Source organism: Kitasatospora purpeofusca (assembly GCF_036010405.1).
GTDB classification, from domain to species: Bacteria; Actinomycetota; Actinomycetes; order Streptomycetales; family Streptomycetaceae; genus Kitasatospora; species Kitasatospora purpeofusca.
This window is the reverse complement of record NZ_CP108561.1, coordinates 5,880,608-5,904,525: the sequence shown is the minus strand read 5'-3', so window position 1 is coordinate 5,904,525 and position 23,918 is coordinate 5,880,608. Positions and strand designations below refer to the sequence as shown.

Below are 23,918 nucleotides of genomic sequence, written 5' to 3'. Positions count from 1 at the left end.
GCAGGCCGTACGCTGTGCGCCATGGACCGTACGCCTGCCGCAGCCGCGACCGCCGACGACTTCCTCGACCGGGCCCTGCTGGAGGAGGCCGCGAAGAAGTCCGGCCTGCTCTGGGTCCGGGCGGACGGCCAGGAGCACGGGCGGGCGCTCTGGCACGCCTGGCACGACGGCGCGGTGGTGGTGGTCGGCGACGGCGCCGAGCAGCCGCTGCACGGGCTCACCGGCGGGGCGGGCGCGACCGTCACCATCCGCAGCAAGGACAAGGGCGGCCGGCTGACCGGCTGGCCGGCCCGGGTGGTCGAACTGGCCCCGCGGAGCGAGGCCTGGCAGGGCGCCGTCGAGGAGCTGAAGGGCAAGCGGCTGAACGCGCCGGACACCGACGCCATCACCGACCGCTGGGCCCGCGAGTGCCGGGTGCTGCGGCTGGAGCCGGCCGGGACGGCGGGCGGCGAGCTCACCGAGCGGCCCGGGGCGATGCCGGAGGACCCGCACGCGGCGGCGCCGATGCCCACCCCGGCCACCACCCGCCGACCGGTCCCCGCCGGGCTGCCGAAGCTGCTGCTGAAGCGCCGCAAGGGCTGACGCGCCGCCACACCCGGCGCCCTCCCCGTCGGACCGCCTCCCTGACCGTCCGCCTCCCCGCCGTTCGCCTCCCCCGGTCGCCCGATTTGCCCCGATTTCACCGAGCCCGGGCGGATATGCCCGAGTAGCCTTGGCCGCGGGGCGTGGCCGCGCCCGACCGGCGCCGGACGAGGCGCGTCGAGCGAGGCGAGGGAGACCGGAGTCCATGGCAGGACCAGGCAGCCGCGTCTTCATCTCGCACCTGGCCGGCATCGCCGTCTTCGACCCGAACGGCGACCAGGTCGGCCGGGTCCGGGACGTCGTGGTCGCCCTGCGGATCGGCGGCCGCCTGCCCCGGGTGCTCGGCCTGCTGGTCGAGGTGGTCGCCCGGCGCCGGATCTTCCTGCCGATGACCCGGGTGACCAGCCTGGAGTCCGGCCAGGTCATCACCACCGGCGTGATCAACATGCGCCGCTTCGAGCAGCGCCCCGCCGAGACCCTCGTCCTCGCCGAACTGCTCGACCGCACCGTCACCTGGACCAAGACCGGCCAGGAGGTCACCGTCCTGGACGTCGCGATGACCCAGACCCGGCTGCGCGAATGGGAGATCGGCAAGGTCTTCGTCCAGGTCGGCCGGGTCGGCCGGCTGCGCAAGGCCCGCGGCGAGACCGTCACCCTGGACTGGCAGGACGTCACCGGCTTCACCCTGCCCGAGGAGGACCAGGGCGCCGCCAACCTGCTCGCCACCTTCGACCAGCTGCGCGCCGCCGACCTCGCCAGCGTCATGCACCACCTCTCCGCCAAGCGCCGCGCCGAGGTCGCCGCCGCACTCGACGACGAACGGCTCGCCGACGTCCTGGAGGAGCTGCCCGAGGACGACCAGGTCGAGATCATCGGCAAGCTGAAGGACGAACGGGCCGCCGACGTCCTGGAGGCGATGGACCCGGACGACGCCGCCGACCTGCTCTCCGAGCTGCCCGGCGACGAGGCTGAGCGCCTGCTCCAGCTGATGGAGCCGGACGAGGCCGAGCCGGTCCGCCGCCTGCTGAGCTACGAGGAGAACACCGCCGGCGGCCTGATGACCACCGAGCCGATCGTGCTGGAACCGGACGCCACCGTCGCCGAGGCGCTGGCCCGGGTCCGGGTCTCCGACCACAAGCCGGCGCTGGCCGCGCAGGTCTTCGTCTGCCGCCCGCCGAACGAGACCCCGACCGGCAAGTACCTGGGCATCGTGCACTTCCAGCGGCTGCTGCGCGAACCCCCGTACACCCTGGTCGGCTCGCTGGTCGACGACGACCTCGACCCGCTGCCGCCGGACACCCCGCTGCCGCTGATCACCAGCTACCTGGCGACGTACAACATGGTCGCCGCGCCGGTCGTCGACGAGGCGGACCACCTGGTCGGCGCCGTCACCGTGGACGACGTGCTCGACCACCTGCTGCCGGAGGACTGGCGGGAGGCCGCGCTGCACGGCGGTCCGGACGGGGAGCACACCGGCCGACAGGACGAGAGGGAGGTGACCGGTGGACGCTGACCGCAAGGGCCGGCGCGAGGAGTCCCCGCGCCAACGGCTCCAGGGCGAGCTCCGGGAACTGCGCCAGCTGCGCGAGCTGCGCGCCCGCGAGGGGGCCAAGGACCGCCGGACCGAGCCCGCCCCCGGCGGGTCGTCCGCCCGCAGCCGGCTGGACCAGCCGCGCACCGGCCGCCCCGGCCTGATCAGCCTGCCGTCCTACGACCCGGAGGCCTTCGGCAAGGTCTCCGAACGGATCGCCCGCTTCCTCGGCACCGGACGGTTCATCGTCTGGATGACCGTGGTGATCATCCTCTGGGTCGTCTGGAACACCCTGCTGCCCGACGTGGTCAGGTTCGACGACTACCCCTTCATCTTCCTCACCCTGATGCTCTCCCTCCAGGCCTCCTACGCGGCGCCGCTGATCCTGCTCGCGCAGAACCGCCAGGACAACCGGGACCGCGTCAACATGGAGCAGGACCGGGCCCGCAGCGACCGCAACATCGCCGACACCGAGTACCTCACCCGCGAGGTCGCCGCCCTGCGCCAGGGCCTCGGCGAGGTCGCCACCAGGGCCTTCATCGCCTCCGAGCTGGGCAGCGTGCGCTCCGAACTCCAGTTGCTGCTCAAGGAGATCGACGAGCGCCGGGAGGCCTCCGGGACGCTGTGACCGGCGGCACGCCACCGACCGGACGGGGCCCCCGCGCGGCGCCGTACCATCAAGTCATGGCCAACGAGACAGAGGTCGCGGCCGGCGTCACGGAAGAGTCCGTACGCCAGGCGCTGTCGACCGTCAACGACCCGGAGATCAACCGCCCGATCACCGAGATCGGCATGGTGAAATCGGTCGGGATCGGCGAGGGCGGCGCCGTACGGGTCGCGGTCTGGCTGACCGTCTCCGGCTGTCCGATGCGCGACACCATCGTCACCCGGGTCCGCGAGGCCGTCGGCCGGGTCCCCGGCGTCACCGAGGTCGAGGTCGAGCTCGACGTGATGAGCGACGAGCAGCGCAAGGAGCTCTCCCAGCTGCTGCGCGGCGGCGCCCCCGAGCGCGAGATCCCGTTCGCCAAGCCCGGCACCCTGACCCGCGTCTACGCCGTCGCCTCCGGCAAGGGCGGCGTCGGCAAGTCCTCGGTGACCGTCAACCTCGCGGCCGCGATGGCCGCCGACGGCCTGAAGGTCGCCGTGGTGGACGCCGACATCTACGGCCACAGCGTGCCCCGCATGCTGGGCGTCGAGGGCCGGCCCACCCAGGTCCAGGACATGATCATGCCGCCGCAGGCGAACGGCGTGAAGGTCATCTCGATCGGCATGTTCACCCCGGGCAACGCCCCGGTGGTCTGGCGCGGCCCGATGCTGCACCGCGCGCTGCAGCAGTTCCTGGCCGACGTCTACTGGGGCGACCTCGACGTCCTGCTGCTGGACCTGCCGCCCGGCACCGGTGACATCGCCATCTCGGTGGCCCAGCTGGTCCCCAACGCGGAGATCCTGATCGTCACCACCCCGCAGATGGCCGCCGCCGAGGTCGCCGAGCGGGCCGGCACCATCGCGGTGCAGACCCACCAGAAGATCGTCGGCGTGATCGAGAACATGTCCGGCATGCCCTGTCCGCACTGCGACGAGATGATCGACGTCTTCGGCACCGGCGGCGGCCAGACCGTCGCCGAAGCGCTCACCCGCACCGTCGGCGCCACCGTCCCCGTGCTCGGCTCGATCCCGATCGACGTCCGCCTGCGCGAGGGCGGCGACGACGGCCGCCCGGTCGTCCTGGCCGCCCCCGAGTCCCCCGCGGGCGCGGCCCTGCGCGCCATCGCCGGCAAGCTCGGCGGCCGCCAGCGCGGCCTCTCCGGCCTCTCCCTCGGCCTCACGCCGAAGAACAAGTTCTGACACGACGACAGGGGCCCGCCGGTTCGGACCGGCGGGCCCCTGTCGTGTGCGCGGGCCCCTGTCGTGCGCGGGGCGACGTGGTGTGCGCGGGGCGACGTGGTGTGCGCGGGGCGCTGCCTACGGGCGGGTGTAGGCGGTGAGGTCGGGAACGGTGGCGAAGCCGGCACCGTAGGCGCTGATGCCGCGGCCGTAGGCGCCCAGCAGGACGCCGGGGGCCTCGCCCGCCAGCACCCAGCCGTACTCGGACTCGCGGTAGCGGAAGGGCTGCGGCAGGCCGTTCACCGGGAGACTGAGGGTGGACCAGCCGGGGCCGTCCAGGTCGTCGGCGAGGTCCCAGGCGAGCGAGGACTGCTGGTCCAGCCAGTCCTGGCGCAGCGCGCGGTCCAGCTGGCCCGGCCAGGTCGCGGCCAGCAGGCCGGAGCCGGCCAGCCAGGCCGCGGAAGCGGCGGAGGTGGCCTCCAGGGTGCCGGTGTTGTCGGCGCTGCGCCGGCTGTCCCGGCGGGCGACGGTGACGGCCACCGCGAACTTGCGCATGTCGCGCGGCTCGTACTGGCGGGCCGGCTCCTCGCCGTGGCCCAGGCTGCCGTAGTCGACGGTGCCGTGGGCACCGGAGCGCGGGCCGCCGAAGCCGCTCGGCAGCAGGAAGCGCCGGCCGGACCAGCCGTCGTCCAGGCCGTACCAGGGGAAGTCCGCCGAGAGGTACGGCACCAGCGGGTCCGCCGGGCCGGCCTGTCCGCCGACCATGGGTCCGCCGGCCTTGGCCGTTCCCACCGCCTGACTCGTCGCGTCCATGCCCGGGGCCTCCTCAACGACGTTTGCCTGCCGTGGTGCGCTCCCATCGTGGCGCACCCCGGCGCCCCCGCCGACCGACTCGGGCCCGGAAGGGCCCGGAAGTGACGGACGGCACAGCGGGAACAATCAGCACAATAGCGGCGCACGCGCCGGGGCCCGCTCAGCCGTGCGGTTCGGCGGGGCGCGAACGACGCGGGGGGACGACGCCGGGGGCGCCTCCCGACCGGCGAGGGGTCAGGTCGCGTCGGGGTCGAACGGGGGCCGCTCGCCCGGGGTGAGGGGGGCGCCGGCGGTCGCGGCGGCCGGGGCGGCGGCGGGCTTGTCGAAGGAGACGCTGCCGTTGCGGCCGTGCCCGTTCGCCGGGGCGGCCGGCTTGTCGTCCAGCACCGAGCGGATGTCCAGGGACTCCCGCATGTCCTTGAGGCCCAGCGGGTCCTCCTCGCCGCCCATCAGCTGCTTGCGGACGAAGGTCTTCGGGTTGAGGTCCTCGAACTCGAAGTCCTTGAACTCGGGACCCAGCTCGCTGCGGATGTCCTCCTTCGCGGTGTCCGCGAAGGACCGGACCTTCCGGATGAACCCCATGGTGTCCTGGATCAGCTTCGGCAGCTTGTCCGGACCGAAGATCACGATGGCCATGATGGCCAGGGTCAGGACCTCCAGTGTGCCCACGTCACTGAACACCAAAGCTCCCTACGGTCGCGAGCGGATCGGACAAACGCTCCCCACAGCGTAATGGCCATCGGCGGGTCCATGACCCCCGTGTGATGAAGCCGTGGTGAAGACCCGCCGATGACCGGGACCCCGAAGGGTCCGGTGAGGCCTATCTGTTCTCGTGGTGCAGACCGGCCACGCCCGAGCTCGGCGTGCGCTCGGGGAGGTCGTGCGGCGGCATCGCGCCCCGGGTGACCGCCACCGGGCGGACCGGCAGGTCGGCCGCCGGCACCTGGGCGTTCATCGGGACCATGCCGCCCCGGCCGCCGCTGCCGGCCGGGCTGACCACGGTGCCGTGCTGGTCCTCGCCCGGGCCGGCGATGCCGCCGACCCCGCCGAGCGTCACCGCGGCCACCGAGAAGGCCCCGGCGGCGGCGAAGACGAAGCGCCGGCCGCGCGGCGGGACCGGCCGCAGCACCGGGGTGATCGCGGCCGCGGCCGCGGCCAGCGGCTGGACCGGGGCGTCCGGACGGACCGCCGTGCGGCGTCCGATCAGCGGGCGCAGCACCGCGCCGCCCCGGCCGAAGGCCCGCGGGTCGACCCCGGGCACCGGGGTGTCGGCACCGAGCGCGCCGCCGCCGAACGAGGCGCCGGCGCCGCGGCCGAAGGAGCCGCCGTTCAGCCGGCTGCCGCCGAGGGTCCCGGTGCCGGCCACGCCGCCGCCGGGGAAGTCGTCGTCGTCCCGGCGCGGGCGGTCGGCGCGCGGCTGCGGCTCGTCCTCCGGGAGCGCGCCGACGGCCATCAGCCGGGCCATCAGCCCGGAGGACGGACCGGGTGTGCCGGTCCGGGTCAGCAGGTGCTTGACCGCGCGGCCCTCGTCGGCCTCGGCGAGGCACTGCGGACAGGTCGCCAGATGGGCCTGGACGCGCTCGCGCGAGTCGTGGCCGAGTTCACCGTCGACGAAGGCGGACAGCCGCTCCCCGAGGTGGTGCTCCTCGGGGGCGTCGACCGACCGGACCGCGACGGCGCGCAGGGCCGGCTCGGCCGGCAGCGCGGGCCCGTCGGCCGCTCCCGGCCCGTCCTGGCCCCGGCGGCCCAGCGCGGGCCAGCCGGCCCGGCGGGCGGCCGTGCGGCCGGGGGTGTCCGGGTGACCCGCCCCGGACCGGCCGGTTCCGCTCACGATCGCCTCCGGCCGCGCCCGCCCGACGCGGCCGGGGCCTCGCCGGCGACGGCGCCGACCGGGACCGGCTGCTCCTCGGCGCCGCCGCCGCGGCGCTCACGGCCGGGGGCCGAGCCGGGGGCACGGTGCTTGAGCGCGGCGCGCAGGTGCGAGCGGCCGCGGTGGATGCGGCTGCGGACGGTGCCGAGCTTGACGCCCAGCGTGGCGGCGATCTCCTCGTAGGAGAGGCCCTCGATGTCGCAGAGCACCACGGCGGCACGGAACTCGGGCGCCAGGGTGTCCAGCGCCTGCTGGACGTCGGCGTCGAAGTGGGTGTCGCTGAAGTGCTGGGCCGGGCTGGGCTCGCGGGAGGCGAGCCGCTCCGCCGCGTCGTCGCCGAGCGCGTCGAAGCGGATGCGCTGGCGCCGACGGACCATGTCCAGGAAGAGGTTGGTGGTGATCCGGTGCAGCCAGCCCTCGAACGTGCCGGGGGTGTAGGTGGACAGCGAACGGAAGACCCGGACGAAGACCTCCTGGGTGAGGTCCTCGGCGTCGTGCTGGTTACCGGTCAGCCGGTAGGCGAGACGGTAGACGCGCGCACTGTGGGCCTCGACGATCTCCTCCCAGCTGGGCGGAGTCCAGGTCTGCGCGTCGGGGCCCTCGGCGAAGGTCGCGAGGGCGGGGGCCTCGGCAGTGCCGGCGGGCGCCTCGGGCGCGGCGGCCGGCTGGTCCAGGGTGGAGTGCGCAGGCTGGTTCATCACGGGCTTCGGCGTACGGGCCGACGAGGTGCCGCGGAGATGCCGCCGCACGGGGACGTCGCCCTCGGCCACACCTCCTCGGTCGGCTCTTCTGCCCAGCAGGGCCACCACCATATCCACCTCGCCCGTCAAGCCCGGATAAGAAGTGTGTCCGGGACCGCGTCCGGTATCCGCAGCACCGCCCGGCCCGCCGAAGCGGCTCCCGGAGGGTGTCCGGGACGTCCTGTTCGCCCGGTCCCTGCTCCTTCAACGGCCCGCCGCCGTACGCGGTTCCCGCCCGGCCAGTAATCTGTGGCAGGAAATATCGACATCCGCTCGGCGCCGGGCCGCCACCCGGGGCTCCGAAAGAGGCAGCCATCAGCGAGTTCGGGCCCGCGCGTGCGGCGCTCGCCGACACCTTCGTCGGCGAGGACGCGGTGCTGACCTACGCCAGGGCGCAGTCCGCGCGCACCGGGATCAGGGCGATCGGCCCCAGCGGGGGTGCCTGCCTGCGGCTGCTGGCCGCCGCGTCGGGCGCCAAGGCGGTGGCCGAGATCGGCACCGGGACGGGCGTCTCCGGGGTGTACCTGCTGCGCGGGATGCGGTCGGACGGCGTGCTCACCACCGTCGACTCGGAGCCGGTGCGCCAGCAGTTGGCGAAGGAGGCCTACCAGGCCGCCGGGTTCGCGGCCAACCGGTCGAGGTTCATACCGGGCCGGGCCCTGGAGGTGCTGCCGAGGCTCGCCGACGGCCAGTACGACCTGGTGTTCTGCGACGGGGACCCGGCGGAGTCCGGCGCCTACCTGGAGGAGTCGCTGCGGCTGCTGCGGCCGGGCGGGATGGTCTGCTTCGAGGGGGTGTTCCAGGAGGGCCGACTGGCCGAACCGGAGCTCCAGGACCCGCGGACCAGGTCGGTGCGCGACCTCGTCCGGGACGTCCGGGAGAGCGACGCCCTGCTGCCCGCGCTGCTGCCGGTCTCGGACGGGCTGCTCTGCGCCGTGAAGCGGTAGCGGCGGCGCGGGAGCCCGGGGCCGCGGAGCCCGGAGGAACGGGGCGCGGCACCGGGGCGGAACGCACCGGGCCCGGGACGACGCGATGGTCGGTCCCGGGCCCGGCGGCACATCTCCAGGAGATGGCGAGCACCTGCTGCGGTCAGCCGCAGGCCTTCTTCAGGGCCTCGCCGAGGGCGTGGGCCTCGTCGGGCGTGAGCTCCACCACGAGGCGTCCGCCGCCTTCGAGCGGAACGCGCATGATGATGCCCCGCCCCTCTTTGGTGACTTCGAGCGGGCCGTCACCCGTCCGCGGCTTCATGGCCGCCATGCTCGTTCCCCTTCCTGCAACCGCTCAGCTACGCACCGGCAGTCCGTCCACCGCCGGTATCGAACGCATTGATCGGAAGCCATTATCCCGCATGCCACGGCCTGATGACCAACATCACTCTCGGTGCAACCTCGTCCGGACCGCCGCATTCCCTCCCAATAACCGGCATAAGCCCCGGCGCGGCGCCGGTCCGTACGCCATCGGAAGGTGCGATACCTCACACTCCCCAGGCGGCCCGGCGCTCCGGCATCCTGGCAGCCCACGACCACGAGCAAGGGAGCTCCCGTCCATGTCCGATTCGGTGCTGTACGAGCTGGACGGCGGCCTGGCCGTCATCACGATCAACCGCCCCGGGGCGATGAACGCGCTGGACGTCCCGACCAAGGTGGCGCTGCGTGACACCGTGACGGCCGCCGCCGAGGACCCGGCCGTGCGCGCGGTGCTGCTGACCGGCGCGGGCGACCGGGCGTTCTGCGTCGGGCAGGACCTCAAGGAGCACCTGGGCCTGCTGAAGCGGGCCGAGGAGACCGGCGAGGGCGCGCTGCGGACGGTGGCCGAGCACTACAACCCGCTGCTGCGGGCGCTGGCCGGGATGCGCAAGCCGACGGTGGCCGCGGTCGGCGGGGTGGCGGCCGGGGCGGGCGCCTCGCTGGCCTTCGCCTGCGACTTCCGGATCGTGGCGGACACCGCGGGCTTCAACACCGCGTTCGCCGGGATCGCGCTGACCGCCGACTCCGGGGCCTCCTGGACGCTGCCGCGGCTGGTCGGCCACGCCCGGGCGACCGAGCTGCTGATGCTGCCGCGCACCGTGAAGGCGGCCGAGGCGATGGAGCTGGGCCTGGCCACCAAGGTCGTGCCGGCCGACGAACTGGCCGCCACCGCCCGGGTGTTCGCCAAGGAGCTGGCCGAGGGCCCGACGGTGGCCTACGGCGCGATCAAGGAGTCGCTGGCGTACGGCGCCTCGCACTCGCTGAGCGAGCTGCTCGACAAGGAGGACGAGCTGCAGACCCTGGCCGGCGAGAGCGAGGACCACCGGATCGCGGTCCGCGCCTTCATCGCCAAGGAGAAGCCGGCCTACCTGGGCCGGTAGCCCCGAACGCGCCCCCGGTCCGGGCCCGGTCCGTCCCCGGTTCAGCCCCGGACCGGGCCCGCGGGCGCGGTGCGGACGTGGCAGTCGGCGAGGTGGTCGTCCACCAGTCCGCAGGCCTGCATCAGCGCGTACGCGGTGGTCGGGCCGACGAACCGGAAGCCGGCCTTCTTCAGGGCCTTGGCGAGCGCCGTCGACTCGGGCGTGACGGCCGGCACCTCGTCCAGGCTGCGGGGCGCCGGCCGGTCCGGGTCCCCGGCGAACCCCCAGATCAGCGCGTCCAGTCCGCCGTCGAGCTCGCGGGCGACCCGGGCGTTGGCGATCGAGGCCTCGATCTTGGCCCGGTTGCGGATGATCCCGGTGTCCGTGAGCAGCCGCTCGACGTCGGCGGCACCGAACTCGGCGACCTCGGCGATCGAGAAGCCGGCGAAGGCGGCCCGGAAGCCCTCGCGGCGGCGCAGGACGGTGATCCAGGACAGGCCGGACTGGAACGCCTCCAGGCAGACCCGCTCGAACAGGGCGTCGTCGCCGCGCACCGGGCGGCCCCACTCGGTGTCGTGGTAGACCCGGTAGTCGTCCGCCGAATCGCCCCAGGCGCAGCGGCGCAGCCCGTCCGCCCCCAGGACGGCGCCGGTGCCGGCGCTCACCGCTCCCCGCCCGGCACGGCGTCCTCGGGGCCGCCGGCCGCGGGGGCCGCGGCGGACTTGGTGAGGGCGACGGCGGGCTCGACCACCAGGGCGAACTCCTCCAGGCCGGGCAGCGGTTCGGCGCCGGGCTCGGGGCCGTCGGTCGCCTCGACGGCGCCGCGCACCGCGGCCAGCGCCTCCAGCTCGGCGATCCGGGCGTCCCGGTGCGAGAGTTCGGCGCCCAGCCGGTCGAGGACGTCGTCCACCTCGTCCATCCGGTAGCCGCGCAGGGCCATCGGCAGGCGCAGCGCGTCGACGTCGGCCCGGCCCAGCGGGCGGTCCTGCGGCAGCCGGGCGGAGATCCGGTCCTGCACGGCCTCGGGCAGCGAACCGCCGCCGCCCAGCGCCACCAGCGCGGCACCGCCGACCACTACGGCCATGGCCACCACGATCACCCAGAACACGAGCGGTCCTCCCGATTCTCCGGCCGGCCCCGACAGGAGTGGGATCATGGTCCCGATGGGCCGGGGGGGCCATCATCGCACCCGCGGCAGCTGTTAAGGAGAGATCGGTGGCACTGCGCCTGGGACCACGGGAATTCGGCGACGACGAGCTTGTGATCATGGCGATCGTCAACCGCACACCGGACTCGTTCTTCGACAAGGGATCGACCTTCGCCGACGAGGCCGCGTTCGAGGCGGCCGAACGCGCGATGGCCGAGGGCGCGGCGATCCTCGACATCGGCGGGGTGAAGGCCGGGCCGGGCGACGAGGTCACCGTCGAGGAGGAGCTGCGGCGCACGGTGCCGTTCGTGGCGGAGCTGCGCAAGCGCCACCCCGGGGCCGTGATCAGTGTGGACACCTGGCGGCACGAGGTCGGCGAGGCGGTCTGCGAGGTCGGCGCCGACCTGCTGAACGACGCCTGGGGCGGGGTGGACCCGCTGCTGGCCGAGGTCGCCGCCCGCCACGACGTCGGGCTGGTCTGCACGCACGCGGGCGGCGCGGAGCCGCGCACCCGGCCGCACCGGGCCGGCTACCAGGACGTGATGGCGGACATCCTGCGGGTCACCGTCGGGCTGGCCGAGCGGGCGGTGGAGCTGGGTGTGCGGCGGGACGCGGTGCTGATCGACCCGGGGCACGACTTCGGGAAGAACACCCGGCACTCGCTGGAGGCGACCCGGCGACTGCCGGAGATGACCGCGACCGGCTTCCCGGTGCTGGTGTCGCTGTCGAACAAGGACTTCGTCGGCGAGACGCTGGACCGGCCGGTGGACGAGCGGCTGCTCGGCACCCTGGCGACCACGGCGGTCTCCGCCTGGCTGGGCGCCCAGGTGTACCGGGTGCACCAGGTGGCGGAGACCCGGCAGGTGCTCGACATGGTCGCCTCGATCCGCGGCACCCGCCCGCCGGCCGTGGCCCGCCGGGGGCTGGCCTAGGACGCGCCCGGGCCGCGCCCGGGAAGTGTCTAGATCTCGTTCACGGGCCGGCGGGCGTCGGCGAGGATCTTCATGACCTCGTCGATGTCGTCGGTCACGTGGAAGAGCTCCAGGTCGTGCGGGGCGGCCTTGCCCTGGGCGACCAGGGTGTTCCGCAGCCAGTCGACCAGTCCGCCCCAGTACGCGCTGCCGAAGAGGATCACCGGGAAGCGGGTGACCTTCTTCGTCTGCACCAGGGTGAGCGCCTCGAACAGCTCGTCCAGGGTGCCGAGGCCGCCGGGCAGGACGACGAAGCCCTGCGAGTACTTCACGAACATCGTCTTGCGGACGAAGAAGTAACGGAAGTTCAGCCCGAGGTCGACGAACTCGTTGAGCCCCTGCTCGAAGGGCAGCTCGATGCCGAGCCCGACGCTGAGCCCGCCGGCGTCCGAGGCGCCGCGGTTGGCCGCCTCCATCGCGCCCGGGCCGCCACCGGTGATCACCGCGAAGCCGGCCTCGACCAGGGCCCGGCCGATCGCCACGCCCGCGGCGTACTCGGGTGAGTCGACCGGGGTCCGCGCGGAACCGAAGACACTGATCGCGGGCGGGAGTTCGGCGAGCGCGCCGAAGCCCTCGACGAATTCCGAGGTGATGCGCAGGACCCGCCAGGGGTCGGTGTGCAGCCAGTCGGTCGGGCCGGTGGTGTCCAGCAGCCGCTGGTCCGTGGTGCTCTCGCCGACCTGGTCCCGGCGCACCAGCACCGGGCCCTTCTGCTTCTCGGGCCACGCCTTCTTCGGGCGCGGCTCGCCCACCTGCTCAGGACCGTGGCCGTAGTGCTTTTCGTCTCCAGTGCCTGTCATGACGAAACCCTACGCCCCTGCCTCCCCTTTTTCAGGCAACGGTGGAAGGTCGGTTGGGCAACCGGAAGATGGCGTTCGACCGATGGTCGGACGGTCGGACCGGCCGTCAGCCGGGTTCAGGCCGTCAGCCAGGCGCGCAGCCGCTCCTCGGTCTCGGCGATCGCGCTCAGCGAGCAGTGCTCGTCCCGCTTGTGCGCCATGTTCGGGTCGCCCGGGCCGTAGTTGACCGCCGGGACGCCGAGCGCGCTGAACCGGGCCACGTCGGTCCAGCCGAACTTGGCGCGGGCGGTGCCGCCGGTGGCGGCGAGGAAGGCCTTGGCGGCCGGCTGGTTGAGGCCGGGCAGCGCGCCCGGGGCGAAGTCGGTGACGGTGACCTCGAAGCCGTCGAGGACCTCGCGCACGTGCTTCTCGGCCTCGGCCTCGTCGCGGTCCGGCGCGAAGCGGAAGTTGACCGTCACCACGCACTCGTCGGGGATCACGTTGCCGGCCACGCCGCCGTCGATCCGCACCGCGTTGAGGCCCTCGTGGTACTCCAGGCCGTCGATGTCGACCTTGCGCGCCCGGTAGTCGGAGAGCCGGCGCAGCACCTCGCCGGCGTGGTGGATGGCGTTGTCGCCGAGCCAGCTGCGGGCCGAGTGGGCCCGGACGCCGGTGAGCCGGACCTGGGCGCGCAGGGTGCCCTGGCAGCCGCCCTCGACGACCGCACCGCTGGGCTCCATGAGCACCGCGAAGTCGGCGGCCAGCCAGTCCGGGTGGGCCTGGGCGAGGTGGCCGAGGCCGTTGCGGTGGGCCTCCACCTCCTCGCAGTCGTAGAAGACGAAGGTGAGGTCCCGGTTGGGCTCGGGCAGGGTGGCCGCGAGCCGGAGCTGGACGGCGACGCCGGACTTCATGTCCGAGGTGCCGCAGCCGAAGAGCAGGTCGCCCTCGACCCAGGAGGGCAGGTTGTCGGCGATCGGCACGGTGTCGATGTGGCCGGCGAGCAGGACGCGTTCGGCGCGGCCGAGGTTCGTGCGGGCGACGACGTTGTTGCCGTAGCGGTCGACGGTCAGGTGCGGGAGGGCCCGCAGGGCGTGCTCCACGGCGTCGGCGAGCGCCTGCTCGTCGCCGCTGACGGAGGGGAAGTCGACCAGCTGGGCGGTCAGCGCGCCGCCGTCGAGGGTGAGGTCAAGGGGCGTCTTCGAGCTGCTCATGGTCGTCCAGCGTAGTCCCGTCCGGGCCCCGGACGGATCCCGGACGGGGCCTCGACGGGTCGTCGTCGGGTCCTCGTCGGGTCCCGGACGGATCCGGGCCGTGGCCGGTCCGTGACGGCTTCGGTGCCGTCCGGGGGCAACCGTCCGCCGCCGCACACCCGTCCGAGTGGGTACGGTGTCGGTTCGAGGTGCTCGGTGGAGAGGGGCGGCGGTGGCCAGGCGGAAGAGCGGCGGCGAGGACGGGGACGCGGCGCCGCCGCGGCGCCGCAGGCCTGTGCGCGCGGTGCTGATCGTGCTGCTGGTGCTGACCGTGGTCGCGGTGGGGCTGTACTGGCTGCGTGACCAGAAGCTGCTGACCCCCGAGGGCTGCTCGGTGAAGACCGCGGCCGGCGAGGGGACGCTGGAGGTGCCGCAGGCCGCCAACGCCGCCACCATCGCCGCCGTCGCGCACGCCCGCGGCCTGCCGGACCGGGCGGTGACCATCTCGCTGGCCACCGCGATGCAGGAGTCCAAGATCCGCAACCTGGCCGGCGGCGACCGGGACTCGGTGGGCCTGTTCCAGCAGCGGCCCTCGCAGGGCTGGGGCACCGTGCAGCAGATCATGGACCCGGTCTACGCGACCAACAAGTTCCTGGACGGCCTGGTGAAGGTGCCCGGCTACACCCGGCTGCCGCTGACCGACGCGGCCCAGCAGGTGCAGAAGAGCGGCTACCCGCAGGCCTACGCCAAGCACGAGACCAAGGCCACCCTGCTGGCCTCGGCCCTGACCGGCCGGGAGGCGGCCGCGCTGAACTGCGTGGTGCGCGACTTCACCGCGCCGGAGACCGACGAGGAGGAGTCCTCGACGGCCCCGGCCGGGGCCGCGCCGACCGCCGGCGCGACGGCGGCGGCCCGCCCGGACCGGACGCAGGTGCTGAGCGACCGGGTGCGCCGGGAGTTCGGCCGGACGGTGACCCCGGCGGCCGGCTACACCTCCGCGGTGAAGGGCGCCGAGAACGCCGTCTCGCTGACCCCGGACCCGACCGCGTCGACCGACTCCGGGCCTGAGGCCGAACGGCAGAACGGCTGGGCGGTGGCCCACTGGGCGGTCACCCAGGCGCAGCGGCTGGGCATCGAGACCGTCGCCTACGACGGTCGGATCTGGCGGAAGGCGAAGTCCGAGGACGGCTGGAAGCCGCAGTCGACCGGGACGTCGACCAAGCTGGTGCTGGTCTCCTTGGCGGCCCCCGCGAAGGGCTGAGACCGGGGGGTCGGGAGCGCTGACGCACTGGTGTACGGGTTGCCGCCGCACGAGTGATTCGCGTCAACACAGGTGGACAGGCGCCCCGCCGGGCCCGGCGGGGCGCAGAACCGTCACTCCCCTTGCCCCGTCGCGTGCCCGCACCCCCGGCCCGGCCCCGGGAGCGGCTCCCCGTGCGGTCATACCGTCAGATGGTCAGTACGACGTTTTCCTTGCACCGGCCGAAACCTTCTGGCTTCTCAAGCGGTAACACCGTCGTCCGCCCGGCGGACGGAACGGACCCAGACCCCTTCCGAGGAGCCCCATGTCTCACCCCCTCACGCGCCGGATCGCCCAGGCCGCGCTGCTCGTGGCGGCCGGCGCGACCCCGCTGGTCGCGGCCGGCTCCGCGTCCGCCGCCGACGCCCTGCTGCCGAAGAGCGACCTGGCCGCCCCACTGGGCCAGCTGACCAACACCGACACGGGTTCCACCCTGCAGCACACCACCCACGAGCTCGGCCAGGCCGCCGGGACCACCGGTGCCGCGACCGTGGCCGCGGGTGTGCCCGCGACCGCCGACGCCACCGGCAACATCGTCGCCCAGCAGCTCCCCGAGGCGAACGAGAAGGCCAGCTCGCTGACCGCCCCGGTGGACCAGACCGCCGCCACCACCGGCCAGCTCTCGGGCGTCACCCCGAAGGTCGCCAAGACCCTGGCCGGGAAGCTCGGCGAGGCCGTCACCGGTCGTGCCGCCGCCCCGCAGCGCAGCGCGCAGAGCGGCGCCAACCCGGTCGGCGGGCTCTCCCAGGCCGGTGCGGTCGCCAACGCCGTCCCGGGCGCGGGCGGGCTGACCCAGGCCGTCCCCAGCACCAACGCCGTCACCGACGCGCTGCCGCTCGGCGCCGTCGGCCGCGCCGTCCCCGGCGGCCTGACCTCAGGCCTGCCCGGCGCCGACGTGCTCGGCCTGGCCGAGCACGGTTCCGCCAACCGCCTGGGCGGCGCCGACCTCGGCCCGAACAGCCCGCTGAACGGCCTCGGCGGCCTGACCAGCGCGCTCGGCCCGCTCGGCGGCCTGCTGGGCGGCGTCAACGGCGGCGGCCTCGGCCTCTAGTCCGGTCGCAGGGCCCGCTGGGGCTCCCGTACTCCGGGGCGAAGAAAACCCCGTACGACGGCACCCCGGTACGACGACGGCGAAGGGGCCGGTGCTCCTCCTCGGAACACCGGCCCCTTCGGCCTTGCGCACGCGTTCAGCGTGCCGCGTTCAGCCGCTCCACCGCCGCCGCGACCCGCTCGTCGGTCGCGGTGAACGCCACCCGGACGAACCGGTCGCCGGCCGGACCGTAGAAGTCGCCGGGCGCCACCAGGATGCCCAGTCCGGCGAGTTCGGCGACGGTCTCCCAGCACGGCCGGTCCTGGGTCGCCCACAGGTAGAGGCTCGCCTCCGAGTGCTCGATCCGGAAGCCGTACGCCTCCAGCGCCGCACGCAGCGCCGCACGCCGGGCCGCGTAGCGCTCCCGCTGCTCGGCCACGTGCGCGTCGTCGCCGAGCGCCGCCGCCGTCGCGGCCTGCACCGGGGCCGGCACGATCATGCCGCCGTGCTTGCGCACCTCCAGCAGCTCCTTGACCACCACCGGGTCGCCCGCCACGAAGGAGGCGCGGTAGCCGGCCAGGTTGGAGCGCTTGGAGAGCGAGTGCACCGCGAGCAGGCCCTCGTGGCCGTCCCCGCAGATGTCCGGACGCAGCACCGAGACCGGCTCGGCCTCCCAGCCCAGCTCGAAGTAGCACTCGTCGCTGACCAGCAGCACCCGGTGCTCGCGCGCCCACGCCACCGTGCGGCGCAGCTCGTCGGCCCCGAGCACCCGCCCGGTCGGGTTGGACGGCGAGTTGACCCACAGCAGGCGCACCCGGGAGCCGTCCAGCTCGTCCACCGAGTCGTACTCGACCGGCTCGGCGCCGCACAGCCGGGCGCCCACCTCGTACGTCGGGTAGGCCAGGCGCGGGTAGGCGACCTGGTCGCCGGGGCCGAGGCCGAGCTGGGTCGGCAGCCAGGCCACCAGCTCCTTGGAGCCGACGGTCGGCAGGACGGCCCTCGGGCCGATCTCCGCGCCGAGCCGGCGCCGCAGCCAGCCGGCGACGGCCTCGCGCAGCTCCTCCGGGCCCCACACGGTCGGATAGCCGGGGGTGTCCGCGGCGGCGGCGAGCGCCTTCTGGATCACCTCGGGGACCGGGTCCACCGGGGTGCCCACGGAGAAGTCGCAGAGCCCGCCCGGGTGGGCGAGCGCCGTGGCCTTGTAGGGCTCCAGCTTGTCCCAGGGGAACACCGGCAGGAGGTCGGAAACGCGGCGCGCCGCCCCCGGGTGGCCCGGGAACGGCGCGAGCGTGCTGTTCTTGGTAGTCACAGCTGAATTGCCACCGATCCGGTCAGTGGTCGGCGTTCTGCGGCGGCAGAGCGGCGATGAAGGGGTGGTCCCGCTCGATCAGGCCGAGCTTCGAGGCACCGCCGGGCGAACCGAGGTCGTCGAAGAACTCGACGTTCGCCTTGTAGTAGTCCTTCCACTCCTCCGGAGTGTCGTCCTCGTAGAAGATCGCCTCGACCGGGCAGACCGGCTCGCATGCGCCACAGTCGACACACTCATCCGGGTGGATGTAGAGCGATCGCTCGCCCTCGTAGATGCAGTCAACCGGGCACTCTTCGATGCAGGCCTTGTCCTTGACGTCGACACAAGGCTGCGCGATGACGTAGGTCACGCTGTCGTTCCTCCTCGGAAGGGCTCGGCGGCCCATTCTGTTTTCTCGCGTGCGCGGGTGAGCGCGGTGTCGTCGATGCCCGCCCCTAGTATCGCGGGTCGGAGACCGCAAATGCACAGGAGGTGCCCAGATGGCCGTCGAAGGGCCGGTTCAGGACCGTCCGGAGGTCCGGTTGGACCGCTCCGACGTGGGCCGGAGAGTCTCCGTACGACGGCTCACCGGCTTCGCCGACGACAACCGGCCAGTCTTCCGCGACGTGATCGGCGTGCTCGTCTCCTGGGACGACGAGGGCCTGACGGTGGTGCCGCGGACCGGTGGACCGGTCTCCTTCGACGAGCGGCTGCTGGTCGCGGGGAAGGCGGTGCCGCTCTTCCCCGCCCGGCGCGCGCCGCTGCCGCCGGCCGACCCGGTCGGGCTCCAGCGGACCGCCGCCCGCGGCTGGCCGGCCGTCGAGCAGGAGCCGCTGGGCGAGTGGACGCTGCGGGCCTCGGCCGGCTTCACCCGGCGGGCCAACTCCGCCCTGGCGCTCGGCGATCCCGGCCTGCCGCTCGACCGGGCGCTGGCGGCGGTCCGCGCCTGGTACGCGGCACGCGGGCTGCCCGCCCTGCTGGAGGTCTGCGCCCCGGGGTCCCCGGAGGGTCTGCGGGAGAAGCTGGACCGCCGGGGCGCCGCCTTCGCGCGGACCCTGGTCCGGGTCGCGCCGCTGGCCGGGCTCGCCCGCGGCGGCGCGCCCGCCGCCGTCGACCGGGTGCGGCTCTCCCGGACCGCCGACGCGGCCTGGCTGTCGCTGTACCGGCGGGCGGGCGGCGGCCCGCCGGTCGAGGAGGCCGCCCTGCGGGTGGTCCGCGGCGGGCCGTCGGTCTGGTTCGCGAGCGTGCCGGGCGCCGGTCCCGACCGGGCGCCGCTGGCCGTCGGACGCTGCGTCGTCGACGGACCGTGGGCCGGCTTCGGCGCGGTCGAGGTCGCCGCGCACGCGCGCCGGGCCGGACTGGCCACCTCGGTCATGGCGGTGCTCGCGGCCCGGGCCGCCGAGGAGGGCGCGAGCGGCGGGTACTTGCAGGTCGAGGCGGAGAACTCCGGGGCGATCGCGCTCTATGACGGACTGGGCTTCACGACCAGTCACACTTACCAGTACGCACTCCTGCCGCAGGGGTAGGAGTCCCGGCCGCTCCCCCGCGCGTCCCCTCCTCCCCGCCCGTCCGTACGAAAGCCGCCGCCACCGCCGTGACCGAGCAGAGCAGAGCACGCTTCCGGACCGAGGCCAGGGCCGAGCACCCCGATCCGGTGCTGCTCTGCGTGCTCGCGGCCGCCGAACACACCCCCGCCCCCGACCCCTCGGACCCGGACGGTCCCGGCGGCCCGCCCACGCCGGACGCCCTGCTGGCCGCCCTGCTCGCCGCCTGCGAGGCGGCGCTGGAGCGGCACGCGGCCGCCGTGCGGCGCGCCGTCGCCGAACGCGCCCCGGCCGGACCGGAGGAGACCGCGGCGCTGCTGGCCGCCGTCCTCGGCGGGCGCGAGCGGTTCCACGGGCGGAAGTCCGACTACCGGCGGCTGGAGTCCTCGCTGCTGCCGGAGGTGCTGCGGCGCCGCCGCGGACTGCCGATCATGCTGGCGCTGGTCTGGTGGGCGGTCGCCCGCAGGGCCGGTGTCACGGTGCACGGGATCGCCCTGCCCGGCCACTTCGTGGTCGCGGTCGGCGGGCCGGCCGGCGGCGAGGACTACGTGCTGGCCGACCCCTTCCACGGCGGACGCCTGCTCGACCTCGACGGGGTGGCCGAGCTGGTGCGCGCCGCCGGGCACGAGTTCACGCCCGAACTGCTCACCCCCGCACAGCCGCTGGACATCGTGCTGCGGGTGCTCGGCAACATCCGCGGCTGGGCCGCCGACCGGCCCGAGCACGCCCGCACCCAGCTCTGGGCCACCGAACTCTCCCTGCTGCTCCCCCGCCACCCCGCCCAGCTCCGGCTCGAACGCGCCGAACTGCTGGTGCGCACCGGCGACTTCCTGGGCGGGGCCGGGGAGATGGACGAGTACGCCGCGATCCTGGACGCCTTCGACCCCGACACCGCCGCCAAGGTCCGCCAGGAGGCCCGCGCCGCCCGCCACCGGCTCAACTGAGCCGGTGCCGCGCGGTCCGCAGCACGGTCCCTAGAGCCAGCCCTTCTCCCGGGCGATCCGGACCGCCTCGGTGCGGTTGCGGGCCTCGGTCTTCTGGATCGCCATCGAGAGGTAGTTGCGCACCGTGCCCTCGGACAGGTGAAGCCGCCGGGCGATGTCCGCGTTCACCGCGCCGTCCGCCGCGGCCGCCAGCACGTCCCGCTCCCGGGCGGTCAGCGGGTTCGCCCCCTCGGCGAGCGCCGCCGCGGCCAGCACCGGGTCGATCACCCGCTCGCCGCGCAGCACCCGGCGGATGGCCTCGGCCAGCTCGGCGGCGGGCGCGTCCTTCACCAGGAAGGCGTCCGCACCGGACTCCATCGCCCGCCGCAGGTAGCCGGGGCGGCCGAAGGTCGTCGCGATCACCACCTTGGTCTGCGGCCGCCGCCGACGCAGCAGCGCCGCCGCCTCGATCCCGGTCATCCCCGGCATCTCGATGTCCAGCACCGCCACCTGGACGTCGTGCGCGACCGCGGCGTCCACCACCTCGTCCCCGCGCCCGACCTGGGCGACGACGTCGATGTCCCCCTCCAGCCCGAGCAGCGCGGCGAGCGCCTCCCGGACCATGCCCTGGTCCTCCGCCAACAGCACCCGCACCGTGGGCCGCCCGCCCTGATTGTCACTCATGCCGCCCGACCCTACGGCGTCCCCGCCCGGACGGGGGCGGCGGTCAGCGGGAGTGCGTCCGAACGCCGCCGTGGGCCGCCCCCGGGGCCGGGGCGGCGGCCTCGGTGAACGCGGCGCAGAGCAGCAGGGAGAGGAACAGGACGACGAGGACCGCCAGGACCGGCTTCGGCATGACTGTCATGCTGCCCGCCGGCACCGGCGGGCGCCCGTGCGCCGACGCCACCGGGGGACGGGGTTCGGCCGCCCGGACCAGTCGGCTACGGGGCGGGGACGGAGGCCGTCCGCAGCGGCACCAGGGCCCGCAGCCGGAAGCCCCGGCCCCGCTCGCCCGGACCGGTCTCCAGCCGGCCGCCGACCAGGGCGAGCCGCTCCTCCAGGCCGGAGAGGCCGTTGCCGGGCTGGGACTTGCCCGGACCGCGCCCGTCGTCGGTGACCTCCAGGACGGCGTAGCGCTCGCCGTTCCCCTCCCAGGTCTCGTCGGAGCGCACGGTGCAGACGGTGGCGCCCTCGCCGTGCCGGACGATGTTGGTGACCGCCTCGCGCAGCGCCCAGGCGAGCGCGCCGGCCTCCTCGGCGGCCAGCCCCGGCCAGGCGTCGAGCAGCTCCGGCGCGGTCTCCAGGGTGACCTGGGCGGCGGCCAGCGCGGTGCGGGCGGCGGCCAGCTCGACCGGCAGGGTGGGCCGGCGGAAGCCGGTGACCGCCTCCCGGACGTCGATCAGCGACTGCCGGGCGACGTTCTCGATGTCGGCGACCTGCGCCCGCGCCGCCTCGTCCTTGCCGGCGTCCATGAACCGCCCGGCCAGCTCGCTCTTCAGGGTGATCAGCGACAGCGAGTGCCCGAGCAGGTCGTGCAGGTCGCGGGCGAGCCGCAGCCGCTCCTCGGAGGCGGCCAGGTGGGCGACGGCGGCCCTGGCCTCGCGCAGCTCCTTCATGGTGCCGACCAGGCGCTGCAGACCGCTCATCGCGGCGCCCGCGAGGAAGGCGCTGAGCGTGAAGGTCCACACGTTGTCCGTGTCGGCGTGGGCCAGCAGACCGACCCCGGCGGTCAGCACCGCCATGGCGAGCAGCGCGCGCAGGGCGTGGCGGGCCGGGCTGATGATCGCGACGCACACCGAGGCGTAGATGAACAGGGACAGGAAGGCGGTGCCGAGCACGAAGGTGGACGCCACGGCGAGCGCCACCATCGTCGCGACGACCGCCCGGCAGGTCCGGGGCCGCATCCCGGGCGTCGAGCGGAGGACGACCAGCAGGACGTAGCCGACGACGAAGGCCCCCAGGCAGATCCAGCCGAGCACCCGGGCACCCGCGCTGTGGCCGCCGTTCAGCAGGTCGCCCACCGGGTAGGCCAGGTAGATCATCCACAGCAGCATCCAGGCGACCTTCACCAGCAGCTGCCGCCGGCTCTCCACCGAGGCGCCGGGGACGTTCATGAACGACGAGCGCGCCGGCCCCGCCTCCGGCTGTCCGTCGGTGCGGTGGGTCCGGCGCGGCTCGCTCATGTCGATCATCATGCCTGCCGGGTGTCGCGTCGGTACAGGGCCGCCGCGGCGGCGACGAACACCGCGAGGAAGGCCGCCAGCCCTGCGACGGCGACGGTGTCCAGGGAGTGCCCGGGCTGGGTGAACGTGGCCAGCCGGTTGTACAGGTACACCGGGTTGAACCGGGCGAAGGACTCCAGCGAGCCGCTCACCGGGAACCACGTCCCGCCGAACAGGGCCATCGCCATGTAGGCGATCATCACGATGCTCTGCACCGAGTCCGGCGCCGCCGCGTACCCGAGCGCCACCCCGAGTGCCGCGAAGACGAAGCTGCCCAGCCACAGGGCGGCCACCAGGCCGGCCCACTGCCCGGCGGTCAGCGAGACGCCCTGGCTCGCGCCGACCGCGAAGACCACCAGGATCGCGGGCAGGGTGGTCACCGCGGCGGCGGCGATCTTGCCGATGGTGTACGCCCGGCCGGGCAGCGCGGTCAGCCGCAGCTGGCGCACCCAGCCGCTCCTGCGCTCCAGCGAGATCCGCTGCGCGCTGCCGGTCAGCACCGCGCCGACCGCGCCGAAGGTGGCCATCGAGACCATGAAGTAGGTCTTCACCGGGAGGCCGCCGGCCAGCTTGTCCGCGCTGTAGGCGTGGATGAAGAAGAAGTACATCAGCGCCGGGTAGGCGATCGTGAAGAGCAGGTAGCGCCGGTTGCGGAGGGTCCGCAGGATCTCCAGCCGGATCAGGGTGGTCATCGCGCACGCTCCAGCACGTTCTCGGCGTTCTCGGCGTTCTCGGAGGAACCGGCGGACCCGGCGGCGTCCTGCTCGCCGGTGATGGTCAGGAAGGCCTGCTCCAGGCCCAGTCCGGTGACCTCCAGACCGCGCGGGTACAGGCCCGCCCGGTAGACGGCGGCGACGGCGGCGTCCGCGTCGGCGGTGCGGATCCGCACCGTCCGCACGCCCGGGACGCGGCCCGTGACCTCCAGGCCCTGCACACCGGGCAGCCGGCGCAGCGGCGCCTCGTCGAGCGGGCCGTCCGCCTCGTGCAGCTCGAAGGTGATCCGGCGGGCACCGGCCCGGGCCTTGATCTCGGCCGAGGTGCCGTCGGCGATCAGCCGGCCCCGGTGCAGGACGAGGACGCGGTCGGCGATCGAGTCGGCCTCCTCCAGGTAGTGGGTGGCGAACAGCACCGTGCGACCGGCGTCGGCCTGGGCCCGCATGCTCGCCCAGAAGGACTGCCGGACCGAGACGTCCATGCCGGTGGTGGGCTCGTCCAGGACGATCAGGTCGTTGGCCCCGGCGATCGCGAGGGCGAAGCGGACCCGCTGCTCCTGGCCGCCGGAGAGCTTGTCGACGCGGCGCTCGGCGAGTTCGGTGACACCCGCGTCCTCCAGCACCTCGGCGACGGACCGGCCGCGCGGGTGGACCTCGCAGGCGAGCCGCACCAGCTCGCGGACCTTGACGTCGGTCATCAGGCCGCCGCTCTGCAGCATCGCGCCGACCCGGCCGGCCTCGATCGCGGCCCGCGGCGGGCCGCCGAACAGTGTGACGCTGCCCCGGTCGGGCTCGCGCAGGCCGAGCAGCAGATCGAGGCTGCTGGACTTGCCGGCCCCGTTCGGGCCGAGCAGGGCGACCGTCTCGCCCGGCCGCAGCACCAGGTCCAGGCCGTCCACGGCCCGCACCCGTCCGTAGCTCTTGCCGACGCCCCTGAAGGCGGCGACCTCTCCCGTGTCCATCGTCCCGGTCCTCTTCCCTGCTGGTGGTGTCCTTCGCACCACTTCAGAGTCCCGCGCGGCCGGGGTCCGGCGGCAGTAACCGCCGTCGTGCGTTCGGCATGACGGATGTCATGCCGAACGCACGGACCGGGCGGCGGCCCGGGAGGGTTTGTCGGTGGCGGGT

The 23,918-nt window shown here is 74.4% G+C and carries 27 protein-coding genes; 11 read left to right on the top strand and 16 right to left on the bottom strand.

The genetic code is table 11. The features are described from left to right. Positions 1 to 21 precede the first annotated feature (21 nt). From OG715_RS25990 to OG715_RS25975, 4 genes are all read left to right on the top strand, one after another. Positions 22 to 582 (top strand): hypothetical protein, encoded by a 561-nt coding sequence (locus OG715_RS25990; RefSeq protein ID WP_266271342.1) that lies wholly within the window; start codon positions 22 to 24, stop codon positions 580 to 582. Positions 583 to 787: 205 nt separating this feature from the next. After that, the gene (locus tag OG715_RS25985; protein WP_266271341.1) at positions 788 to 2,095 is read left to right on the top strand and encodes a magnesium transporter MgtE N-terminal domain-containing protein; all 1,308 of its coding nucleotides are present in this window, start codon (positions 788 to 790) and stop codon (positions 2,093 to 2,095) included. Beyond that, the gene (locus tag OG715_RS25980) at positions 2,085 to 2,741 is read left to right on the top strand and encodes a DUF1003 domain-containing protein (protein WP_407661022.1); all 657 of its coding nucleotides are present in this window, start codon (positions 2,085 to 2,087) and stop codon (positions 2,739 to 2,741) included. The genes OG715_RS25985 and OG715_RS25980 overlap by 11 nt, the downstream gene beginning before the upstream one ends. 56 nt (positions 2,742 to 2,797) lie before the next feature. Continuing rightward, a complete protein-coding gene (locus OG715_RS25975; RefSeq protein ID WP_266271340.1) occupies positions 2,798 to 3,958 on the top strand; it encodes an Mrp/NBP35 family ATP-binding protein in 1,161 nt (386 codons plus the stop codon). 117 nt (positions 3,959 to 4,075) lie between these two features. Here the strand turns inward: OG715_RS25975 and OG715_RS25970 are convergent, their stop codons facing one another. From OG715_RS25970 to sigE, 4 genes are all read right to left on the bottom strand, one after another. Continuing rightward, the gene (locus OG715_RS25970) at positions 4,076 to 4,750 is read right to left on the bottom strand and encodes a hypothetical protein (RefSeq protein ID WP_266271339.1); all 675 of its coding nucleotides are present in this window, start codon (positions 4,748 to 4,750) and stop codon (positions 4,076 to 4,078) included. A 234-nt stretch (positions 4,751 to 4,984) separates the two neighbouring features. Beyond that, the gene (locus OG715_RS25965; RefSeq protein WP_266271337.1) at positions 4,985 to 5,431 is read right to left on the bottom strand and encodes a sec-independent translocase; all 447 of its coding nucleotides are present in this window, start codon (positions 5,429 to 5,431) and stop codon (positions 4,985 to 4,987) included. 139 nt (positions 5,432 to 5,570) lie between these two features. After that, positions 5,571 to 6,581, bottom strand: a complete 1,011-nt coding sequence (locus OG715_RS25960) for a zf-HC2 domain-containing protein (protein ID WP_266271336.1) — start codon at positions 6,579 to 6,581, stop codon at positions 5,571 to 5,573. Further along, positions 6,578 to 7,432, bottom strand: coding sequence for an RNA polymerase sigma factor SigE (gene sigE / locus OG715_RS25955; protein ID WP_266271833.1), 855 nt, complete (start codon positions 7,430 to 7,432; stop codon positions 6,578 to 6,580). The genes OG715_RS25960 and sigE overlap by 4 nt, the downstream gene beginning before the upstream one ends. A 242-nt stretch (positions 7,433 to 7,674) precedes the next feature. Between sigE and OG715_RS25950 the strand changes: the two genes are divergently transcribed. After that, on the top strand, positions 7,675 to 8,307 hold the full coding sequence (locus tag OG715_RS25950; protein WP_266271832.1) for an O-methyltransferase: 633 nt from the start codon (positions 7,675 to 7,677) through the stop codon (positions 8,305 to 8,307). 142 nt (positions 8,308 to 8,449) lie between these two features. On the opposite strand, the gene OG715_RS25945 is transcribed toward OG715_RS25950, so the two are convergent. Beyond that, a complete protein-coding gene (locus OG715_RS25945; protein WP_078880497.1) occupies positions 8,450 to 8,617 on the bottom strand; it encodes a DUF3117 domain-containing protein in 168 nt (55 codons plus the stop codon). 289 nt (positions 8,618 to 8,906) lie between these two features. Here OG715_RS25945 and OG715_RS25940 point away from each other — a divergent pair, with 289 nt between their 5' ends. Continuing rightward, positions 8,907 to 9,707 carry an enoyl-CoA hydratase-related protein gene (locus OG715_RS25940; RefSeq protein WP_266271335.1) on the top strand — a complete coding sequence of 267 codons (801 nt, stop codon included), beginning with the start codon at positions 8,907 to 8,909 and terminating at the stop codon, positions 9,705 to 9,707. Positions 9,708 to 9,748: 41 nt separating this feature from the next. Here OG715_RS25940 and OG715_RS25935 read toward each other — a convergent pair whose 3' ends face one another. Continuing rightward, entirely contained in the window at positions 9,749 to 10,351 is a 603-nt protein-coding gene (locus OG715_RS25935) for a DNA-3-methyladenine glycosylase I (RefSeq protein ID WP_323182164.1), read from the bottom strand. Then, complete coding sequence (locus tag OG715_RS25930; RefSeq protein WP_266271334.1) at positions 10,348 to 10,794, bottom strand: DivIVA domain-containing protein; 447 nt, start codon at positions 10,792 to 10,794, stop codon at positions 10,348 to 10,350. Before OG715_RS25930 ends, OG715_RS25935 begins: the two co-directional genes overlap by 4 nt. A 158-nt stretch (positions 10,795 to 10,952) precedes the next feature. On the opposite strand from OG715_RS25930, the gene folP reads away from it, so the two are divergent. Further along, a complete protein-coding gene (gene folP, locus OG715_RS25925) occupies positions 10,953 to 11,765 on the top strand; it encodes a dihydropteroate synthase (protein ID WP_266271830.1) in 813 nt (270 codons plus the stop codon). A gap of 29 nt (positions 11,766 to 11,794) precedes the next feature. Here folP and OG715_RS25920 read toward each other — a convergent pair whose 3' ends face one another. Then, positions 11,795 to 12,604: an LOG family protein gene (locus OG715_RS25920; RefSeq protein WP_045939037.1), complete on the bottom strand. Its 810-nt coding sequence runs from the start codon at positions 12,602 to 12,604 to the stop codon at positions 11,795 to 11,797. Between the two features lie 116 nt (positions 12,605 to 12,720). Then, entirely contained in the window at positions 12,721 to 13,794 is a 1,074-nt protein-coding gene (dapE, locus tag OG715_RS25915; protein ID WP_266271333.1) for a succinyl-diaminopimelate desuccinylase, read from the bottom strand. A gap of 211 nt (positions 13,795 to 14,005) precedes the next feature. On the opposite strand from dapE, the gene OG715_RS25910 reads away from it, so the two are divergent. Together OG715_RS25910 and OG715_RS42475 are read left to right on the top strand one after the other, a co-directional pair. Next, a complete protein-coding gene (locus OG715_RS25910) occupies positions 14,006 to 15,034 on the top strand; it encodes a hypothetical protein (RefSeq protein WP_266271332.1) in 1,029 nt (342 codons plus the stop codon). A 304-nt stretch (positions 15,035 to 15,338) separates the two neighbouring features. Further along, complete coding sequence (locus OG715_RS42475; protein WP_407661021.1) at positions 15,339 to 16,124, top strand: hypothetical protein; 786 nt, start codon at positions 15,339 to 15,341, stop codon at positions 16,122 to 16,124. Positions 16,125 to 16,260: 136 nt separating this feature from the next. Here OG715_RS42475 and dapC read toward each other — a convergent pair whose 3' ends face one another. Both dapC and fdxA read right to left on the bottom strand, forming a co-directional pair. Then, on the bottom strand, positions 16,261 to 17,412 hold the full coding sequence (gene dapC / locus OG715_RS25900) for a succinyldiaminopimelate transaminase (protein WP_323182163.1): 1,152 nt from the start codon (positions 17,410 to 17,412) through the stop codon (positions 16,261 to 16,263). Positions 17,413 to 17,434: 22 nt separating this feature from the next. Continuing rightward, the gene (fdxA, locus tag OG715_RS25895) at positions 17,435 to 17,761 is read right to left on the bottom strand and encodes a ferredoxin (RefSeq protein ID WP_030061559.1); all 327 of its coding nucleotides are present in this window, start codon (positions 17,759 to 17,761) and stop codon (positions 17,435 to 17,437) included. A 130-nt stretch (positions 17,762 to 17,891) separates the two neighbouring features. On the opposite strand from fdxA, the gene OG715_RS25890 reads away from it, so the two are divergent. Together OG715_RS25890 and OG715_RS25885 are read left to right on the top strand one after the other, a co-directional pair. Next, a complete protein-coding gene (locus tag OG715_RS25890) occupies positions 17,892 to 18,917 on the top strand; it encodes a GNAT family N-acetyltransferase (protein WP_266271331.1) in 1,026 nt (341 codons plus the stop codon). Between the two features lie 68 nt (positions 18,918 to 18,985). Then, on the top strand, positions 18,986 to 19,879 hold the full coding sequence (locus OG715_RS25885) for a transglutaminase-like domain-containing protein (RefSeq protein ID WP_266271330.1): 894 nt from the start codon (positions 18,986 to 18,988) through the stop codon (positions 19,877 to 19,879). A gap of 30 nt (positions 19,880 to 19,909) precedes the next feature. Here the strand turns inward: OG715_RS25885 and OG715_RS25880 are convergent, their stop codons facing one another. From OG715_RS25880 to OG715_RS25860, 5 genes are all read right to left on the bottom strand, one after another. After that, positions 19,910 to 20,542, bottom strand: a complete 633-nt coding sequence (locus OG715_RS25880; RefSeq protein WP_266271329.1) for a response regulator transcription factor — start codon at positions 20,540 to 20,542, stop codon at positions 19,910 to 19,912. A 43-nt stretch (positions 20,543 to 20,585) separates the two neighbouring features. Beyond that, the gene (locus OG715_RS25875) at positions 20,586 to 20,714 is read right to left on the bottom strand and encodes a hypothetical protein (RefSeq protein WP_266271328.1); all 129 of its coding nucleotides are present in this window, start codon (positions 20,712 to 20,714) and stop codon (positions 20,586 to 20,588) included. Between the two features lie 85 nt (positions 20,715 to 20,799). Beyond that, complete coding sequence (locus OG715_RS25870; RefSeq protein ID WP_266271327.1) at positions 20,800 to 22,041, bottom strand: sensor histidine kinase; 1,242 nt, start codon at positions 22,039 to 22,041, stop codon at positions 20,800 to 20,802. 8 nt (positions 22,042 to 22,049) lie between these two features. Then, a complete protein-coding gene (locus tag OG715_RS25865; RefSeq protein ID WP_266271326.1) occupies positions 22,050 to 22,772 on the bottom strand; it encodes an ABC transporter permease in 723 nt (240 codons plus the stop codon). After that, on the bottom strand, positions 22,769 to 23,755 hold the full coding sequence (locus OG715_RS25860) for an ABC transporter ATP-binding protein (RefSeq protein WP_266271325.1): 987 nt from the start codon (positions 23,753 to 23,755) through the stop codon (positions 22,769 to 22,771). Before OG715_RS25860 ends, OG715_RS25865 begins: the two co-directional genes overlap by 4 nt. Positions 23,756 to 23,918 lie beyond the last annotated feature (163 nt).